This is a genomic window from Exiguobacterium sp. SH3S1 (assembly GCF_004337105.1).
Lineage (GTDB): Bacteria > Bacillota > Bacilli > Exiguobacteriales > Exiguobacteriaceae > Exiguobacterium > Exiguobacterium aurantiacum_A.
Genome location: NZ_SJUW01000002.1, coordinates 299,716 through 317,849, shown reverse-complemented (window position 1 = coordinate 317,849; position 18,134 = coordinate 299,716). Strand labels below are relative to the sequence as shown.

At 51.7% G+C, this 18,134-nt stretch carries 24 protein-coding genes; 14 read left to right on the top strand and 10 right to left on the bottom strand.

Features of this window, described 5'->3' with window-relative positions:
* Window positions 1-231: 231 nt before the first annotated feature.
* Complete coding sequence (locus tag EVJ26_RS04335; RefSeq protein ID WP_131456638.1) at window positions 232-726, bottom strand: hypothetical protein; 495 nt, start codon at window positions 724-726, stop codon at window positions 232-234.
* Between the two features lie 158 nt (window positions 727-884).
* On the opposite strand from EVJ26_RS04335, the gene EVJ26_RS04330 reads away from it, so the two are divergent.
* The 7 genes from EVJ26_RS04330 (at window position 885) to EVJ26_RS04305 (ending at window position 6,338) form a co-directional block, all read left to right on the top strand.
* Window positions 885-1,370 carry a hypothetical protein gene (locus tag EVJ26_RS04330; RefSeq protein ID WP_236635493.1) on the top strand — a complete coding sequence of 162 codons (486 nt, stop codon included), beginning with the start codon at window positions 885-887 and terminating at the stop codon, window positions 1,368-1,370.
* Between the two features lie 58 nt (window positions 1,371-1,428).
* Complete coding sequence (locus EVJ26_RS04325; RefSeq protein ID WP_131469858.1) at window positions 1,429-2,256, top strand: GNAT family N-acetyltransferase; 828 nt, start codon at window positions 1,429-1,431, stop codon at window positions 2,254-2,256.
* Between the two features lie 10 nt (window positions 2,257-2,266).
* Window positions 2,267-2,590, top strand: a complete 324-nt coding sequence (locus EVJ26_RS04320) for a hypothetical protein (RefSeq protein ID WP_236635492.1) — start codon at window positions 2,267-2,269, stop codon at window positions 2,588-2,590.
* Window positions 2,591-2,712: 122 nt separating this feature from the next.
* Window positions 2,713-4,002, top strand: coding sequence for a methyl-accepting chemotaxis protein (locus EVJ26_RS04315; protein ID WP_131469854.1), 1,290 nt, complete (start codon window positions 2,713-2,715; stop codon window positions 4,000-4,002).
* Window positions 4,003-4,064: 62 nt separating this feature from the next.
* Window positions 4,065-4,193 carry a hypothetical protein gene (locus EVJ26_RS14550; RefSeq protein WP_255569957.1) on the top strand — a complete coding sequence of 43 codons (129 nt, stop codon included), beginning with the start codon at window positions 4,065-4,067 and terminating at the stop codon, window positions 4,191-4,193.
* A 202-nt stretch (window positions 4,194-4,395) separates the two neighbouring features.
* Window positions 4,396-4,716 carry an amino acid kinase family protein gene (locus EVJ26_RS04310; protein ID WP_131469852.1) on the top strand — a complete coding sequence of 107 codons (321 nt, stop codon included), beginning with the start codon at window positions 4,396-4,398 and terminating at the stop codon, window positions 4,714-4,716.
* 233 nt (window positions 4,717-4,949) lie between these two features.
* Complete coding sequence (locus EVJ26_RS04305; RefSeq protein ID WP_131469850.1) at window positions 4,950-6,338, top strand: flagellin N-terminal helical domain-containing protein; 1,389 nt, start codon at window positions 4,950-4,952, stop codon at window positions 6,336-6,338.
* Between the two features lie 440 nt (window positions 6,339-6,778).
* Here EVJ26_RS04305 and EVJ26_RS04300 read toward each other — a convergent pair whose 3' ends face one another.
* Window positions 6,779-7,615, bottom strand: coding sequence for an endonuclease (locus EVJ26_RS04300; RefSeq protein WP_131469848.1), 837 nt, complete (start codon window positions 7,613-7,615; stop codon window positions 6,779-6,781).
* A gap of 139 nt (window positions 7,616-7,754) precedes the next feature.
* Between EVJ26_RS04300 and EVJ26_RS04295 the strand changes: the two genes are divergently transcribed.
* The 7 genes from EVJ26_RS04295 (at window position 7,755) to EVJ26_RS04265 (ending at window position 12,133) form a co-directional block, all read left to right on the top strand.
* Window positions 7,755-7,982 carry a hypothetical protein gene (locus tag EVJ26_RS04295; protein WP_131469846.1) on the top strand — a complete coding sequence of 76 codons (228 nt, stop codon included), beginning with the start codon at window positions 7,755-7,757 and terminating at the stop codon, window positions 7,980-7,982.
* A 54-nt stretch (window positions 7,983-8,036) separates the two neighbouring features.
* Window positions 8,037-8,393, top strand: coding sequence for a flagellar protein FlaG (locus tag EVJ26_RS04290; RefSeq protein ID WP_131469844.1), 357 nt, complete (start codon window positions 8,037-8,039; stop codon window positions 8,391-8,393).
* 12 nt (window positions 8,394-8,405) lie between these two features.
* Window positions 8,406-10,073 (top strand): flagellar filament capping protein FliD, encoded by a 1,668-nt coding sequence (gene fliD / locus EVJ26_RS04285; protein WP_131469842.1) that lies wholly within the window; start codon window positions 8,406-8,408, stop codon window positions 10,071-10,073.
* A 14-nt stretch (window positions 10,074-10,087) separates the two neighbouring features.
* A complete protein-coding gene (gene fliS, locus EVJ26_RS04280) occupies window positions 10,088-10,462 on the top strand; it encodes a flagellar export chaperone FliS (RefSeq protein WP_131469840.1) in 375 nt (124 codons plus the stop codon).
* A complete protein-coding gene (locus EVJ26_RS04275) occupies window positions 10,459-10,812 on the top strand; it encodes a flagellar protein FliT (protein ID WP_070328660.1) in 354 nt (117 codons plus the stop codon). Before fliS ends, EVJ26_RS04275 begins: the two co-directional genes overlap by 4 nt.
* A 341-nt stretch (window positions 10,813-11,153) precedes the next feature.
* Window positions 11,154-11,339: a hypothetical protein gene (locus EVJ26_RS04270; protein WP_131441372.1), complete on the top strand. Its 186-nt coding sequence runs from the start codon at window positions 11,154-11,156 to the stop codon at window positions 11,337-11,339.
* A 152-nt stretch (window positions 11,340-11,491) separates the two neighbouring features.
* On the top strand, window positions 11,492-12,133 hold the full coding sequence (locus tag EVJ26_RS04265; protein WP_131469838.1) for a DUF4352 domain-containing protein: 642 nt from the start codon (window positions 11,492-11,494) through the stop codon (window positions 12,131-12,133).
* 286 nt (window positions 12,134-12,419) lie between these two features.
* On the opposite strand, the gene EVJ26_RS04260 is transcribed toward EVJ26_RS04265, so the two are convergent.
* The 8 genes from EVJ26_RS04260 to EVJ26_RS04225 form a co-directional block, all read right to left on the bottom strand.
* Entirely contained in the window at window positions 12,420-12,965 is a 546-nt protein-coding gene (locus EVJ26_RS04260) for a DUF998 domain-containing protein (protein ID WP_131469837.1), read from the bottom strand.
* Between the two features lies 1 nt (window position 12,966).
* The gene (locus EVJ26_RS04255; protein ID WP_131469835.1) at window positions 12,967-13,464 is read right to left on the bottom strand and encodes a DUF1572 family protein; all 498 of its coding nucleotides are present in this window, start codon (window positions 13,462-13,464) and stop codon (window positions 12,967-12,969) included.
* 281 nt (window positions 13,465-13,745) lie between these two features.
* On the bottom strand, window positions 13,746-14,411 hold the full coding sequence (locus EVJ26_RS04250; RefSeq protein WP_131469833.1) for a DUF2225 domain-containing protein: 666 nt from the start codon (window positions 14,409-14,411) through the stop codon (window positions 13,746-13,748).
* 8 nt (window positions 14,412-14,419) lie between these two features.
* A complete protein-coding gene (locus tag EVJ26_RS04245; RefSeq protein ID WP_016508634.1) occupies window positions 14,420-14,863 on the bottom strand; it encodes a YaaR family protein in 444 nt (147 codons plus the stop codon).
* Between the two features lie 22 nt (window positions 14,864-14,885).
* Window positions 14,886-15,710, bottom strand: a complete 825-nt coding sequence (locus EVJ26_RS04240) for a flagellin N-terminal helical domain-containing protein (RefSeq protein WP_131469831.1) — start codon at window positions 15,708-15,710, stop codon at window positions 14,886-14,888.
* The gene (locus EVJ26_RS04235; RefSeq protein ID WP_131469829.1) at window positions 15,694-16,074 is read right to left on the bottom strand and encodes a flagellar export chaperone FliS; all 381 of its coding nucleotides are present in this window, start codon (window positions 16,072-16,074) and stop codon (window positions 15,694-15,696) included. Before EVJ26_RS04235 ends, EVJ26_RS04240 begins: the two co-directional genes overlap by 17 nt.
* On the bottom strand, window positions 16,071-16,361 hold the full coding sequence (locus tag EVJ26_RS04230; protein ID WP_071397988.1) for an EscU/YscU/HrcU family type III secretion system export apparatus switch protein: 291 nt from the start codon (window positions 16,359-16,361) through the stop codon (window positions 16,071-16,073). The genes EVJ26_RS04235 and EVJ26_RS04230 overlap by 4 nt, the downstream gene beginning before the upstream one ends.
* A 9-nt stretch (window positions 16,362-16,370) precedes the next feature.
* Complete coding sequence (locus tag EVJ26_RS04225) at window positions 16,371-18,086, bottom strand: hypothetical protein (RefSeq protein WP_236635491.1); 1,716 nt, start codon at window positions 18,084-18,086, stop codon at window positions 16,371-16,373.
* Window positions 18,087-18,134 lie beyond the last annotated feature (48 nt).

Sequence of the window (18,134 nt, the reverse complement as noted above, 5' to 3'; positions counted from 1 at the left end):
TGGCGCGAAACAAAACGTCAGACCTGAAAGGCATGACGTTACAGAGCGTGATGGCGATCATCGCGGTAAACCTGAAGCGGATCATCACCCTCTCAAAAGAAAAAACAGGATAAGGGCAAGGAAAAAGAGCGATTGTCCCGACTTGAGTCGGTCCAATCGCCCTTTTTTCTGTTCACGCTCGGATAGAGCGGAGGTTTTTCAGTGCCCTCGTCCGCGGACGTGGATGTTTTATCATGCTTTCGTCAAACTGCCTTTGACCTGCTCATAAAACTCGTCCATCATGCCGGTACGGCTGCCGAGCTGACAGATGAGTTCGAGCGTTTCTTTATAGAACTTTTTGACGAGTCCTTTGTTTTTGACTTCCATCGACGCGAGCGTCTTGTCGAGGTTTTGGAGAATCTCCTCGATCTGGTTGTCCGAGTCCGGTTTGACGACCGTCATGTTGTCCGGGATCTTGACGACTTTTTCTTGTTCCTGGTGACGGAACGAGGCGCCGAAGCCGAGGTTCTCGATGAACAAGTGCGGCATCGCCTTCTGACCGAAGAATTGTTGGTGCCACTCGCTCGCTTTCATCGTGTCCATGTCTTGCTTGAACGTGGACGCCGTCGAGACGTATTTTTTAAACAGGTCCGTCATGAACTTTTCGATGACCGGGATTTGCAGGGCGAAGACGTTTTTCAAGAGCGCGTCGAGCTGTGCGCGCGACAATTGGGATTCGTTTGACATGTCAGTTCCTCTTTTCTGTAATACGATATCTTTATCGTATGGGATTGGCGGACGGGCGTCAACGCATCCTAAAAAGTTTTTTCAGAATATTTAATGATTTGGTGATGTTTTGTGCGATAATCGTCTCATGGCAGTCATCAAAGAGGAGTGAGTTCAACATGAATAAAACAGTAAAATGGGCCGTCGCGCTTGGCGTGACCGGTGCCCTCGTCGCAACGGTCGGTGTCGTCTCGTCACGCGGACGGACCGATGATACGTCACAGACGATCCGTGACCGCGACCTCGGCTACGAGATCATTCTCCCGTCGAAGATCGCCGAGGCGATCGAGCGCGGTGACGTCTATATCGAAAAAGCACAAGACGTCGTCGATATCGGCGATAAAAATAGCTACGGCACGTTCGACCTCTACTATAACGTCGAGGACGGGGACGACCAACTGTTGTTCCACCTTGACTTGATTGACCGTGAACTCTCGGAAGAGGCGTTCGCGACCGAAATCGGTTACGGCAACTATCTCGGCGCGAGCGACAAGACGTTCTTCTGGGTCGAACCGACCGAGGCCGTCCCAGGCGCCGAGGCGCATACGGACGAGATCGCGGAGTTACTTGAGACGCTCCCAGAGCTCGAGTTCCGCACGTTATGAGTCAGCCCGCTTCGGCGGGCTTTTTCGATTATGCTACAATACAGTTGAGGTGATTCGTATGAATTGGACAGTAGAAGAAGCAAGACAGGCAGAACATGTAACAGCGCTCGAAGGAGCGGTCAACGCGCATGACGCGATCGACGTGAAAATCGGTCACGTCGCGGTCGGACAGAACGACTACGCCGTCTATGACGGTGAACAGTTGATCGGTTATTTGATGTTGTTCCCGTATCTCCCGAACGAGTATGAGGTCAATGCGCTCGTCCATCCGGACTACCGCAAGCAAGGCGTCTTCACGGCGCTCCTCGATGCAGCGAAACGCGACGCGAAAGAGAACGGTTGCGAGGCGTTCACGTTCGTCATCGACCGCAAGTCGAAGTCGGGTAAGGCGGTCGTCGACCACCTTGGCGCGGCGTATCAGTTCTCGGAGTACAACCTCGTCTTGAAGAAAGCCGAGCTGTTTTTGAAACCGAACGAAGTGTCGCTCCGTGAGGCAACCGACGCCGACCGTCCCGTCATCATCGAGACGCTCAGTGAGGCGTTCGGTGACCCGATTGATGTGACGGAGAACATCTATAGCCAAATCGACACGCCGGACCGGGTGACGTACATCGGTGAAGTTGAAGGCCGTCCCGTCGGTGTCATCCGCGCGCTATTGTCAGGTGACGATGCCGCGAGCATCCACGCGTTCGGCGTGCGGGCGAGCGAACAAGGCCAAGGCTACGGCACGAAGATGTTGAAGCAGATGGTCCAACAACTGTTCCGCATGGGACGCACGAAGCTCGAACTCGACGTCGAGACCGAAAACAAGGCCGCGCTCGAGATTTACAAGCGGGCCGGATTCGCGGAGAACGGCGGCTATGAGTTTTACTTACTAGAACTGTGAGGTGGAGACGATGGTTCGTAATTTGAAATGGTTAGGTGCCGCGTTCGAGGCATTGCTCGGCATCCCGGTGCTCGGTGGACTGTTCATCATCAGTATGGGGTATTCACCGCTCGGATTCATGCTCGTGTTTCACATCGTCGTGTTGATCCTGTCGGTATCACGGCTGAACAAAGTCTCGTTCGGCCCGATCGTCGGGATTACGGCGTCGGTGCTCGGCTTCATCCCGTTCGTTGGCATGATGTTGCACTGGGTGGCGGCGATTGCTCTTGCGATCGATGCGCTCACGACGACCCGTGAACGGACACATGTGATAAAAGAAGACGACCGCTTTTAACGGACGCTCTCGAATTCGAGGGCGTTTTTTTCATTGACCAAAACTTCAAGTGAAAACGCTATACAAAAGCTTCCAAGTGGACGATATAGTAGGTGATGAATTACACAGAGGAGGAACACATAGTGAAAGTATTTAAAAACTTTACGACTCAACTGCTCGCCTGGATCTTGGTCACATCGTTCATTACAGGCGGGGCGGTCGGGTTCATCACGCTTCAATTGACGGAGCTCGAACTAGCTAAGGGTCAGGTCATGCTCGTCGGGACGGCTGTGGCCTTGCTCATTTCAGTACTAGGTGGGGTCGTCATTTACTTGATCGCCCGTCGCCCGCTTAAAGCGATCGAGTTAGCGTCAGACAAGGCGGTCGAGGTCGGCAACGGCGACTTGACGGTCGTGTTCGCAAGTGAGACGACGAGCGACCGTTCGGAGATGGGGCGTCTGCTTCTGTCGATGGACAACATGGTCGAACACTTACGGGAACAAGGGACGAACATGCGCTATACGGCGGACCAATTGACGGGTTCCGCGCAAGAGATCGCGGCAGCGGTCCAAGAAGGCAACACGGCCGGCGAAAGCATCCGCTCGGCGATGAACGCCTTGAACAAGATGCTCGAAGATAACGTCAACGCGACGTACAGCTCGATGGACCTGCTCGGTGCCGTCGCCCGGACGATGGAGAACATCCGTAAAGAGATGGGTTCGGCGCTCGAATCGGCGAGCGAGATGCAACAAGAAGCCGAGAGCGGGAAAGGTTTGGCCTCGTCGTCGGTCGATGCGATGCATGCGATCGCTGGGAAAGTCGAACAGTCGTCGACACTCAATAGTCAATTGACGGAGAAGACAGGTGAGATCTCGCGCATCACGGACGTCATCAGCGACATCTCGGCGCAGACGAACTTGCTCGCGCTTAACGCGTCGATCGAGGCGGCGCGGGCCGGTGAGCACGGACGCGGTTTCGCGGTCGTCGCGGCAGAAGTCAAAAAGCTCGCCGAACAGACGGCGAACTCGACGCAAGAGATCACAGATTTGATCGTCGACGTCAAACGTTTGGTCGGCGACACGTCGTCATCGATGGCGAACGTAAAAGCGGAAGTTGAGACGGGCGTCGGACTTGTCGAGAAAGCGGGCGGCGCGTTCGCGACGATCCACAGCTCGGCGAACGAAGTGTACAGCCACGTCCATTCGGTCGATGCGCTCTTAGACGAGTCACGTGGACAGATCGATTCGGTCGTCACGAACTCGGCCGGCATCGTCGGCATGGTCGAAGAGGCGTCACGCTACGCGACGGAAGTCACGTCAGCGGCGAGCCAACAAGCGGCAAGCCTCGGTGAAGTGAACGGCGCGATGACGGAGCTCGTCCGTGTCGCGGAGAGTTTACAGAACGAGACGGAGCAAATGAAGACGGAAGTGTAATTCTTAAAGCGTATGCGAAATGCATGCGCTTTTTTGCTACACTACAGGTGGAGGGATGTCTCGTGAAAATTGATGTGGAAGCAGTCCTGTCACTCCCGGCGTATGCTGGGGCGACCGTCATCGCCGGTTGGAACGGGATCAACCGAAGCGCTGTTGATTTTACGGGGACAGGTCAGCCCGTTCACGAGTAACGTTACGAAACGGACAGAAGAAAACATGAAAGATGTCTTCACGAGCACGAGCCATACGCTCATCGGGGCCGGCATCGTCCATCCGCTGCGCGATTGTTTCACGAAATTATTGAAAGACTACTCAGAGGAGGTCAGTCATGTCTAACGTACTTATTGCATTAGGCGGGAACGCGCTCGATCGTCGATTTGATTGAAGCGGGGTATGGGGGGGCATCGTCGCGCACGCGAACTCGACGTCGACATCTTATTCATACTGACGGCCGTCGATCAAGTCGCCGTCGATTTTGGGAAGCCGACGCAGCGGGGCTTGGACCGAATATCGGTCGATGAAGCATGCCGTCATATCGAGGACGGACAATTTCCTGAAGGCAACATGCTCCCGAAAGTGGAAGCGGCACTCGCTTTCGTGACATCTCGTTTCGGACGCGAAGCGATCATCACGTCGCTCGAGCGAGCCGGTGAGGCGATTCATGGGAAGACGGGTACAAAGTTTGTGGATGAAGCTAGAACAGCTGTGAAATGAGGAGGAGCGGCCCAGTGATGGGTCGTTTTTCTATTTGATTTAAAGATTCTACTCGAAACGTGTAACTTTTTTTGAAAAAGACTAAACAGAATCGAGATGACTCCGATATAGAGTATGGAAACGCAAAAACGTTCCAACTAATACAAGGTGAGGGGCCGGCCTAAACTTTGTATGCTCGGACAAATGGATTTGGAAGAGCGGAAAAAACTTTAAGCCTATGGAGGGAAATTACAATGATTATTAACCACAACTTAAACGCTATGAACGCACATCGTAACATGTCGTTCAATACTACTCAAACCGGTAAAGCAATGGAGAAATTATCTTCAGGTCTTCGTATCAACCGTGCTGGCGATGACGCTGCTGGTCTTGCAATCTCTGAAAAAATGCGTGGACAAATTCGTGGTTTGGATCAAGCGTCGCGTAACGCTCAAGACGGAATTTCATTGATTCAAACTGCTGAAGGCGCGTTGAACGAAACGCATTCAATCCTTCAACGTATGCGTGAACTTTCAGTGCAATCTGCAAGTGATACTAACGTAGCGGCAGATCGTTCAGAAATTCAAAAAGAAATCAATCAATTGACTTCTGAAATTAATCGTATTGGTAATACAACTGAGTTTAACACTCAAAAAGTAATCAATGGAGATTTGAAAGGTAATGGCGGTACTGGAACTAATGCATCTGCAACTTTTGATTTTGGCGTTATTGCTGACGATTTAACTGGTGTTAGTACGACATTAAAAATCGGCAATGATAATTATACAATCAACTTTACTGACGCTGCAGATTTTGATGTTGCTGGTATTGTTGGAGATGCAGCCACTAAAACAATCACTGTTAATACAGGTACTACAGCACCAACAGCTGGTCAATTAGCTGACGGTTTAGTCGCAGCATTTGAAAGCATGCGTGGTGCGGACCCTACTTTAAAATTAACTGAATTCACATTTGCTAACGACACAGGGAAACTTGAAATTACAGCAAATGCAACAGGAGATTTTTCTGGAACTAATGGTAAGGACAGTATTGAATTTGTAAGTGGTCGTTCTGTCACAGTATCTGATGTAGTAGAAGGTGCGAATGGAACTGGTGGTCGTGCACAAGTACAAATCGGCGCAAATAGCGGACAAGCATTTGTCATTGAAATTAATGATATTCGTGCAGAATCGTTAGGCTTGTCAAATAGCGGAGCTGGTACTACGGCAAATGGGGTAATCAGTATTGAAGGATCAACTCCAACTGTAGGATCTATTGGAGCAGCATTTACTTCAGGGAATGTGGTGACCGATGGAACTACTGGTACTTCATCACAGAAAGCTTTAGATATCTCTACACACGACAATGCAACCAAAGCAGTTGCAGTTATTGATTTAGCAATTAAAAACGTTTCAGCAGAACGTTCAAAGCTAGGTGCGGCACAAAACCGTCTAGAGCATACAATCAATAACCTTGGAACGTCATCTGAAAACCTCCAAGCTGCGGAATCGCGTATCCGTGACGTAGATATGGCTAGTGAGATGATGAACTTCACGAAGAACAACATCCTCAACCAAGCTGCGCAAGCAATGTTGGCTCAATCGAAATCTCAACCAGAAGCAGTCCTACAACTTCTTCGGTAAGATTTTACGGGCGTCTTATCTGGTAACGGATAAGAGTACAACTGGGTGAATTGCTGGGACTCCTTAGAGCCCTCCTTACGACAACGTGACTGGAAACGGTGAGCGTGAACGTTTTGAAAAAAGGAAGGGATTGGACAATCAGCAGCCAAGCATCTGTCAGGAAACTGTGATGAAGGTTCAACGACTAGGATGAACGACCTACCGACTTACCGTCCATGGTTATGAGATCCGTACCTCGTAAACGGCGAGGGAAGTGCCCAGCCCCTATTTTACAATAATATTTGATATTATATCAGTGTTGTAAAAGGGTGAAGATATAGTCTGGACCATATTGAAAGATATGGATATCTGCAAGCAAATCAACAGCCTCAAGCTGTACTTCAATTGCTCCGTTAATATAGCAATTGACTATTTAAAAGTTATACTAGAAACCGTGGAGCCTATGCTTCACGGTTTTTCACGTCTTGCCATTTATAAACGACCGACCAATATGTTCGGTCTAAGCGTCGAGCAATCTCACGGTCTGTGACTTTTTGATGTTTCCATTCAATCAACGAAGCGATTTCTTCACTTGAATATGGACGGGCTGGGATTGATACCCGGACGGTGTAATCGGGATGTGAGATTTTGTATTGAGCGATTTCTGAAGCAAGACGCGTCTCCCAATTTAATTTATACGCAAAGTCTGGCAACTCAGTCAGATAAGGTTTCAACACAGCAAGAATGTTAAATGTATCTGTGACTTTGGTCGTCTTTAGGTAATAAACTGTCCCACTTGGCGTACCTGACGTCCGTACATTGATGTTAAAGCGTTCAAATAAGAAACCTGCCAATCGCTCTAACTGTTCTTTAGAGAACGCTTGTAAGTACAAGGCAATGTGTGGTGTGAATTGTATTTCCTTTTTGTTGTGGTTGAACCGTTTACTCAATAGTAGGGAACCGTCATCCAGATAGAGTGTGAGTAGAAATGAAGGGTGACGAATGTCTTTGAGCAATTCGAACGGGATTTGCTTTTTATTTTCCGGATAGAAAAATGGGAACAGTCTCGTCATGAGTGGCATCGAACGAGATACTAGGTTGTTTCCTCGTAAATACAATAAATCTGGAAGTTTTCGTTGCTTCCACTCCCGATAACTTAGTTGACCCATACTAAAATGTTCGCGGTAGCTGTTATTCACGCGTCGATCGTACACGTAGCATTTCGTGATTTCTCCATCCCCTAAAATACTAGCGACTAATATGGCGACTTGCTCCTCTGACAGTCCTTCCCAGTCCATCGATGCTCTCTCCTTTACGAAATAGTAGCCTTAATTTATTTATTCCCGTTTTGAACAGCGGACCGGTTTCAATAATGGACTAGCTCGAATCAACTTTTTGATTGACAAGTCGATACATACACTGAGAGAAGGTGTACAGATGATTAACGAATTACAGAAGCAACTACATGCAATTCAGATTGAACAAGAACGATTGACGGAAGTTGAGGACGTCTTACGGACGATGCGTTCAATCGCGATTGAGGCGACACAATGTGAGGATAAGAGGCGACTACAATTGAATGAGCAATTTCAGGAACTACAAGCACACCTGGTCTATTTAGAACGTGAAAAGCAGGAGCCATTTCAGCAAAATACTGCAAACTGATGGCGAATGAACCGATAAAGTCTATGAGAACAATTATAAGAGGAGCAGAAGCTTATGAACCCGACCATCTCTGAAGTCCGGCTTCACCTACCATCTTCTGTATTGCCGTATGAACAAACGAAAAACGTGTTCGTCGAAGCGAACCATGCTCGCCTTGCCGACGAAGGCATCGTTATTTTACCGACGCCTCAACACGTCACCAAGTTAGAGGTGGCTGTCGAGAAGGCGAATCAAGTTTTAGAACAACAACGTACTGGCTTAAAGTTTATGAAACATGAAAAATTGAACGATTATTATATTCAAATCGTGGATACGAACAACGAAGTCATCCGCGAGATTCCAAGCAAGAAGTCACTCGACTTCTTTGCGGCGTTCATGGAGTTTAATCAACTATTCGATGAACGTGTCTAAAGGAGGCTAACTATGACATCACCAATCCGATTTGGCGGACTCGCCAGTGGAATTGATACCGATACAATTATTAAGCAATTGATGCAAGTCGAACGGGCACCGGTCGATAAGCTCGAACAGAAAAAGCAAACGACTGAGTGGAAACGCGATGCTTATCGCGAAATCAACCGCTCGCTTATGACACTTCGTAACAGTGCCGTCGACCTTTCGTTTAGTCGTAATTTTCAGGCTAAAACCTCATCGTCATCTGACACGTCTCGTGTCGAAGTAACTTCTTCACCATCAAGTGGGAACGCTGCACTTGAGATTCGAAGTGTAGAAAACTTAGCAACTTCTGCGAGTCATATTGTTCAATTAAGAGATAAGAATAATAACTTAGTTACGCGAGAAACTTTAGCAAAAGATTTAAACCTAGATATAAACACTAAAGTTCAAGCGTTTACTGGTAGCCCTACTGAAGTCACGTTGAACACAAAATTGAATGATGGCGGAAAACTATTCCTTGATGATGCTGAAGTAGCTATGACAGATTATACTTACGATTCCGTAACGGGAAAAGTAACGTTCAATACACCTATTGCTGAAGGTGCTGAACTAAAGTACGAATCTGGCTATAAAATTGAGTATGTGAATAAGGACGGCGGTACACCAGCAAAACTGACAGTCGGACATAATGCGAAATTCAGTGATGTTATCACACAATTGAGTTCAAAAGACACGAATTTCTCTGCATTCTTTAACGAAGCTTCTGGGGAATTGGCATTAACTCATCGAAACACAGGAAGCGAGTCGACGATTGCTTTTACTGGTGCTGCATCAACATTTTTTAACGCAAGTGTTGCAAGCAACATTAAAGGTGAAGATGCAATTTTTAATGTGAATGGGATTCAGTTAACAAGGAGCTCGAATACGGTGACAATCGACAATATGACGATTACACTTAAGTCTGAGTTTAAAGCTGTCGATAACCCGTCGCCAGTTACTTTATCTGCAGCCACCGATACACAAAAAATCTTCGACAACATTAAAGGGTTCGTCGACAAGTATAACGAGACGATTGATCTGATGAACAAGAAAGTCAAAGAAGATCGTTTCCGTTCATTTGCTCCGCTCACACAAGCCCAACGCGATGAACTATCTGATGATGAGATCAAGAAATGGGAAGAAAAAGCGATGAGTGGAATGCTGCGCGGCGATACGATTGTTCGCAGTGCCATGGACACGATGCGCAGTAAGTGGTCGAGTACATCGTCTTCGACGAATGACGATACGATGAAGCAGCTGTTCCAAATCGGTCTCTCGACCGGTGCTGACTTCACGAACGGCGGGAAAATCGAGCTGAACGAAGAGAAGCTCAAGGCCGCCATCGAGAAAGATCCGGAGCAAGTGTATCAGCTGTTTACGAATGCGGATAGTGGATTGCTTCCGCAAATTCGCGACGCCGCGACCAACTCACGGTCGTCCATCACACGGATTGCCGGTGCAGACGGTTCCGGTGCCCCGACGTACTCGATGGGCCGGGAGATGGCACAAATTGATACACGGATTCAACGCTTAAACGATTTACTCGTCAATAAAGAAAACGCCTACTACCGTCGCTTCACGGCGATGGAAACGGCGATGAACCAAGCGAATTCGCAAGCAGCATCGTTGCAACAGTTCTTAGGCGGAGGCATGTAAGAGGAGGAATTTAAATGGTAGCCAACCCATACGCAGCATATCAAAACAACGCGGTCACGACCGCGAACCCACAGGAACTCACGCTCATGCTGTATGACGGGGCGCTCAAGTTCACGCGTCTCGCCAAACTCGCGCTCGAGCAAGGCAATCCTGACTTGAAGAACACGAATATCCAAAAGACGCAAGCGATCTTCCAAGAGCTTCGTCTAACTTTAAATAAAGATATCGCTATCTCGGCGAACTTGGACTCGCTCTATGAATACTTGTGGCGCCGTCTCGTCGACGCGAACGTGAAGAACGATACGAGGATTCTCGACGAAGTGCTCGACTTCACGACCGAACTCCGCGATACGTGGAAGGAAGCGATGAAACTCGCGAAACAAGGATGAGACCGATCGATGAGATCATTCTCAAGACGCAACGGCTGAAAGACTTGCTGGCGCAAGTGCCAGAAGAGCCGACGTACGACACGTGGATGGACCAGATCCATGAGTTGCTCGACGACCGCGAACAACTGCTGTCGGCGCATGGTCCTGACTTAGAAGCGGCCGATCAGACAGTCATCCGTCAGCTCGTCGACGACAGTCAAAAGATCGCCCGCTTGATCGAAGCCGAGCATCAACGACTCGGGATGACGCTCGGGACGACGCGGCAAGAACGGAAGACGGTCAAGTCGTACGTCGACCCGTACGAAGACGTCGACTCGAACTTTTCTGGACTATTTGACCAACAGACATAAACGAGCTTGGGGATGCCCCAGGCTCGTTTTGTGTTCACTCTGCTTTGACTGGCTTTCGGTATCTTAACAATTTTGAGATGAAGAATGTGGTGGTAAATAAGATGACCCCTGTCAAATTGAACTGTATGTAGACGTACAGTACATCTTGGAACGAGTTCAATGGATAGAAGCCGCTCAACAAGGCAGTCGGTAGTACGGTCAGGTAAATGTTTCAACGAATGACGAGGATGCAAACACGTCTGTTTTCGTATAAAATCGAATAAATACCACTTTAACCGATAAATATCGGGTAAATACCACTATACCCGTTGCTTCTGTTCTGGAAAGGGGAGGGAAACGAGATGAGTGAGAAAAAGGTAAAGCCTAAGTCGTCGAAAGATCGTCGTTACTTCGTCTACGGTCCAGAAGGGGCGTACGATGAATATGTGGAACGGGACCCGAAACTCGAGGCGTACGTCGAAGATGACGCACCGATTGAGGACAATCCTGACCCGTATGAAGAGGAAGACTTAAAAGCTCGAGGATAGATGTCAAGACCAAACAAGGCTCAATTGCGAGCCTTGTTTTTTATTGTGATGGGGTATGGACCTGTTACTTTTTATTGCCAAGGTAAGGCGAATGAATCCGTTATGCTCGTTGTATCAACCACAACTCGTCAACTTAAAAGGAGAGATTTTGAATGAACATGAAACGATACGGATTCCTATTTGCCTTACCACTAGCGTTACTCGTCGGCTGCGGGGAGGCGGACGAATTGAAAACGACAGCAACCGATACGGAAGAAGTCGTGGTAGCAGAAGAAGCGAAAGAGTCCGCTGCACAAGAAGAAGTGGAAACGAAAGAGGAGACGGAAGTCCAAGACAGTGAGCTCGGGACGAACACGATCTACATGAAGAACAAAGCGCTCGACATTCAAGAGACGATCGCTTCACTGACGTTTACCATCGATAAAGTGCAGACGTCACGGCTCCAAGTCGCAGAAGCGTATCGTGATTCGTTCGACGGCCAAGAAGAAGTGACGGTCGTCGCCGTCAACGCCATCGTTGAAAACACGGTCGACGATACAGTCAGTTTCCATCCGAACCAAGCGACGCTCGTCACGAACACAGGGGAGCAAGTGACGGCCGACATGTGGTTCTCGGATGACGTCGGTGGCGAGTTCCTCGGTAAAGTGAAGAAGGAAGGGAACGTGCTCTTCTTCGTCAAGGCGCTGCCGGAAGAGTTGACCGAATTGAAACTTGTCGTCGATGGACCGTTCGATGCGGACTATGCGCAACTTGCAGAGGACCGCTATGAATACACGATTGATGTGACGAAATGAGCATGGCGTGCCGAGCATTGACTCGGTACGCTTTTCGCATTCATAAAATGATTGCGTTCACGGGAATGGCCGTGAGTAAGATGTGGACCGCTTTTATAAAGAAGTGTATCGGCTGTCTGCTTCCCTATGCGAAGGAAGATTGTCTTCCTGATGATGACGGTCACTATGTTGGGTTTTTCACACTATTGAAAACCCGCTACAAACGTCGATAGCGACTGCTTGCAGCGAGCTGATTCCTCCTTTTGGGCTGGCTGTTCACGAAAGCCGAGCGACGTGAAGCGTAGCCTCATCTCCGGACGTCCGGTTTCATATAAAAGAACAACCACCAAAACGCACTGATGAACATGGCCCGCTGCAACAGCCCCATATAGTCCGGTGCTAGCCACATGCAAAGTGGGATGATGACGGCGATGGCAGCCAACAGAAAGCCGAAGACGCGTTGCCGACCGTGACTCATGAACCCGTGCCCCGCCGCGAGGAGCGTGAACGTAAAACCGGTCGCATTCGCGAAGACGGAATGCACCTGGTCATGAAACAGATCGACCGGGACGCCGTCCATCAACGGCGCGTGATGAAAGATGCCGGTCAACAACAGGCTAGTCCCAAACAACGCCCCGAACACTTGGTGATAGCGGACGCGCGTGGTGAACGTGACGAGCACCGCCGCGACCCCGAGAGCGATGAAGGTGATGTTCATGACCCAAGCATGCGGAGAGGCTTGGGCACCGAGGTGGCTCGTCGTATGGCTGACGAGCGAGTAGCCGTCAAAACTGAACAACGGGAGCACGGTCGATACGACGAGAAAAGCGAGGAAGACGAGTCGCGCCGCCATGTCAGCGCTGATGCGGCAACGGAATCGTCAACACGTTCCAGTTCGCCCCGGCGAATATCTTCGCCAAATAGACGATCTGGCCGACGTGATAGCTATAGTGCGACACTTGCTTCTCGATCGCCCAGATGACGCTCTTCTCTTCGCCGCGGATGAAGACGGTCTTACCGATGTCGTCCGGTGTCAGGCTCGCCAAGACGTCATCAAGCAGTTGCCAACGCTCGTCCCACGTCGCCATCAGCTCGGTGCGAGACAACTGTTGATCCTCAAACTCGGCGTCGCGGTTCCGGTCCGGTTTCTCGCCGTCGGTCGTCAAGAAGTCGGTCCAACGTGATAACATATTGTTCGAGATATGTTGCACGATGACGGCGAGCGAGAGCGTGTCCGGGGCGAGCACGCGATGCAAGTCGTCGTCGCTCACTTGATTGAGCGCGCTTTCTGCGAGCTGTTTCTGTTCTTGAAAGATGCTTCGTACTTCGGTTAGATAACGTTGTTCAAACATGTGACGTCCTCCTTTTCATTCCTATAAACAATACCCCGAAAAATCTTCGGTGAAAACAATAGTAAAATAACGAAATGCGATTTATAATGGAGTAGAACCGTGCAAGACGCCACCGCGTGATCGGTTCTTGGGTGCCCTGTTTAGGTTTTGTCGCGAGTCATATCGCGCATATCTCCTTTCGGTTTGGGGGTTCATCCGTTAAGAGGGTCGATCGCGTTTGTCCGTGAGTGGATGAGCGCGGTTTTTTTGTATGCGAAAAGGGAAAGCCGCGGCTTTCCCTTTTAGGCGTGCTCAGCCCGAAAATCTTCCCAATGATCCTTCGCTTGCGTCCGGATTCGTTCTGAGACTTCCTTACTACCGAGCAAAATCCCGTACCAACGCCGCGCATCCTCGTACAAGCCGAGGGCGGCCGACAAGTCGGCGATCCGCAACATGAGCTGATCGTACGGCAGGCCGGTCCGAATCTGGTCGGTATACACTTCCTGCACCTCGTTATACTTATCGAGCGTCCGCTGCATCCATTCCTTCTCGGCCGCCCCGTTCCCGATCAAGCGGTTCATCCAGACGAGACGCATCCCGAGCATGGCGACGACGGACGGCTTCTGTCCGCTCAGCTGCGCCGTCATGACGGCGAACTTGTACAGTTGGATGACGTGCTCGGGCGTGCGGTCGCCTTCGAGCGTCTCCGGGTTGATTCGGGACAAATAGTTCGTCTCGAGCGCCTCGCGGTTGTTTTTGCGGACTTTATCGAACGAGTCGTGGAAGACGAGGTGGCAATGGCTGCAGACGGCTGGCTCATACAAGTACGGGTTCTCGCCGTCATACGTCGTATAGCCGTCCTTCGCGACTTCTTGCGGCCGGATGTGGCGCGATAAGATGCGTGGTGTCACGCTTTCCTTTAAACAGTACGGACATTTCACTTTTTTCGAAAACAAATGTTCAGCCATACGTCACCTCATACGTACACGTTGACGAGCAATCCGCGGATCTCACCGACTTGGTCGAGGAGCGACAGACGTGACGCTTCCCCCGAGATGACCTGGTCCGTCAGTGCGAGCAGTTTCTGGTCGACCTGCTCGACGATCTTATAGATCTTGGCCCGGCCCCGGCGGTTGAACCCGCGTTTGTCTTCGAGGCTGAGCGCCGCGTCAACGGCGTCTTTCATAAAGTCTTTGATCAATCGTTTATATTCGGTGAGCGATTCGACCGTCTGGCTCTCGGCGAGGAGCTCACCTTGATCGTGAATGGCCGCGATTTGGCGCTGGAAGCGCTCGTACTCGCGGTCTTCGCGTTTTTGTCCGATCACGTTCTGGAACGAGACGCCGGGTTCCGCGTCAGGACGCTTGGCTTTGCCCGCGCCGTGAAGCGATTGGGTCTCCATAATTCGACGAATGTCCATCAGGCCTCGTCCTTTCTGTAAGTTAGTTCAACAATTGTAACACGCCTTGCGGCAACGCGTTCGACTGGGCGATCATCGCCATGCCGGACTGGTTCAAGATGTTGAGGCGGGCGAAGTCCATCATCTCGCGGGCCATGTCGGCGTCGCGGATGCGTGACTCGGACGCGGTCAAGTTCTCTGAACCGATCGTGACGACACCGACGTTCGCTTCCAACCGGTTTTGGATGGCCCCGAGCTTCGAGCGTTCGAGCGAGACGTCGTTGATCGCTTTATCGAACTTGGCGATGGCGTCGCTCGCACCGGCTTGCGTCATGACGTCGATCCCGTCGATCCCGAGCGCTTCCGCGCGCATATCGGCGACGTTCAAGACGACGCCTTCACCGCTGCCGGCCCCGAGTTGGAAGAAGAGTGTCTCGTACCCCTCGATATAGTCACCGTTCATGATCTTCTTCGAGTTGAACTCGGTCGTCTCGGCGATCCGGGATACTTCTTCTGTCAGCGCGTTGATCTCTTCTTGGATCGCTTTCGTGTCGTCCGGGCTCAACGTCCCGTTCGCAGCTTGGACCGACAGTTCGCGCATGCGCTGTAGGAGCGAGTGTGTCTCGTTCATGCCGCCTTCGAGCGTCTGCGTGAGCGAGATGCCGTCGAGCGTGTTGCGTTCGGCCATCGACAACGAGTCGAGGCGCATCCGCATCTTCTCAGAGATGGCGAGGCCGGCCGCATCGTCCGACGCCTTGTTGATACGGACGCCGCTCGAGAGGCGGTCCATCGTCTTCTTCATCGTCGTCTGGTTGAGCGACAGCGACGTATAGGCTTTCAACGCTTGAATGTTATTGGTAATTTTCATAACGGTTTCCTCCTACGTGTGCGGGTTGGAGCCGGGCCTTTTCGATGGCCTCGTCCCACGTCATCTCTAAGTCGGTCGCGAGCGAGTGGAGCTCTTCGATTTTACCTAAGTCTTGTTCGATCAGCGCCTCGAGGCTGCCTTTCGCCATATACAAATACACTTCCTCGAGCTGGGCCGAGATGATGCCGCCGCCGTCATGAAGTCCTTGGTACAGTTTAGCGAGCAGTTCGCGCGCTTGGCGCAGATGACGGTTGCGCTCGGCGATCGTCGCGGTCAGCGCGGTCTCGTAATGGTAGGTGAGCGCGTGGAGCATCGCTTGCGTCAACTCCTCCGGGCTCATTTCATATAATCGGTTCGAATTCATGATTGTTCTCCTTTGATCGAGTCAAGTTCTTCTATTAAAAGCAGCACTTCGGCCATGACGTCATATAGTTCCGGCGGGATGGCATCCCCGAGGTCAAGGTCGAGCAGGTGGCCGAGGAGCGAATGGTCGTGCTCGATGGCCACACCGCGCGAGCGTGCCTCTTCCAAAATCTTGTCGGCGACGGCACCTGTGCCGCGGGCGACGATGATCGGGGCCCGGTCGGTCGTCTCGTCATAACGGACGACGGCGGCCGTCTTGCGTTTCGTCAAATCCATGCGTTGATACATAAGGGCCTCCTAGATTCTAAAGTCATAGCCGGTCGTCGGCGTGCGCTCTGGCTCGACTTCGGCTTTCTCGGCTTTCGTCAGCGGACGGAACTGGGTCGTCACGCTCCGGTAGCCGATCGCTTCGAGCGTCGTCTCGATCTTGCCGAGCAGCGGTCGCGCGATCCGTTCGACCGTCGGGTCATCATGCTCGAGCGTGAGCCGGAGGTTGCGGTCGAGCGCTTCGACTTTCACGCCGATCTCGCCTAAGCGAGGCGTCTCGAGCCGGATGTAGAGGACACTGTTCTCCCAATCGACGACGTCGCCTGCTTCCCGGTTTTGGATGTGGACGTGGATGCCGGTGTCGATCTCCTGGACTTTCGCCGGCAGGGCGAGCAGGAGCTGATGGAGCTGCCCGCCGTCGAGCCGGTTGATCGTCTGTTGGACTTGGAAGAACGAGGCGAGGCGCGCAGCTTCCGGTGATGCCGCTTCCGAACGAACCGACAAGGCCGATGCCTGAACGGCTTGTGACGTTTGTGCTTGCGCCTGTTGCGACGCGGTCTGGACGCGCTGCGCCGTCTCTTGGACGTGGCGGCCCGACAGGTTGGCGTCAAGGCGGAGCGGTGTCACGTGGACCTCACCAGCACGAGTGGCGCCATGCGAGATGTATTCGACGCGGACCTGGTTCGGCACGTAGCGGAACTCGTTCAACGCGGTGCGCACGTCTTTAATGAGGGCGGCACTCTCGGCAGGCTTCGTCGACAACAGTGACAAGGCGACGTCGAGCTTCGCCGTCATCGCGACGAGCGCTTTCTCTTGCCGAGCGTCGGTATGTAACAAGGCGTCCGTCTTTTGGATGAGCTGCGTCAGACGCGTCCCGACCGTCTCTAAGGCAGGGCGGGCCAAATGCGGCTTCGATTCGACGAGGGCCGCGACTTGTCCGAGCTGTTTCGTCACGGTCGCCTGTTCTGCGCGGAACGTGTTCGTCACGGCAGCGAGATGCGTCGTCACTTCCTTGACCACGACTTGACGTCCGCCTACGGGTGGCAAGGCTTCCCTCGGTTCGGGGCGGGCGGATGGCGTGGCCGGGAGTTCTTTGATCAGCCGGTCGACCGTCTCCGGTGTCGGTGTGACCCGTTCTGTGGCCGGACGCGACAAGTTGACGAGTTCGACGTAACGCTCTTTTTGCGGGTACGGTGCGTCCGGTGCCGGTACCTTCAGTTGACGTTTCGCTTCATCTAATGAAGCGACCGCGATGTCACGGGCGACGTCCGGTTTGACGACGGGGGCGTCCATCGTGCGCAAGAACAAGACGGCATCGCGCATGTCACCTTTGAAGACGGTCTCGAGCAAGCGGACCGTGTCCTCGTTCATAGGCAGGCGTCCCGATTGGATCAAGCGGCTGACGGCGCTCCGTACCTCGGGCGGGAGCGATGCGAGCAGCGCTTGGATTTTCGTATCGACTTTCGTCTCGGGTTTCGTCCCTGGCGCCGGTGCGTCCGCCGTCTCCGTTTCCGGTTTGACGACGACGGTCCCGAGCAACACCCCGTCCTCTTCGACGAGCGTCAGTTGGAACGGGTTCGTCTTCGGTAGCCCGTCCTTGAACGTGACCTCGACTTGTTCGCCGCCGACCTTGACGATGGCCGTGTCAGGACCGGTCTGCTTGACGATTTCAGCTTTATAGACGCGGTTCATCTGGACACCCGCGTTCGCGGCTACGGTTGTAGCGAGTTGCGCTTGGATTTGCATAGTTGTCACCTCGACCAATATATCGACCTCTTTTTCAAAAAGTGAAGC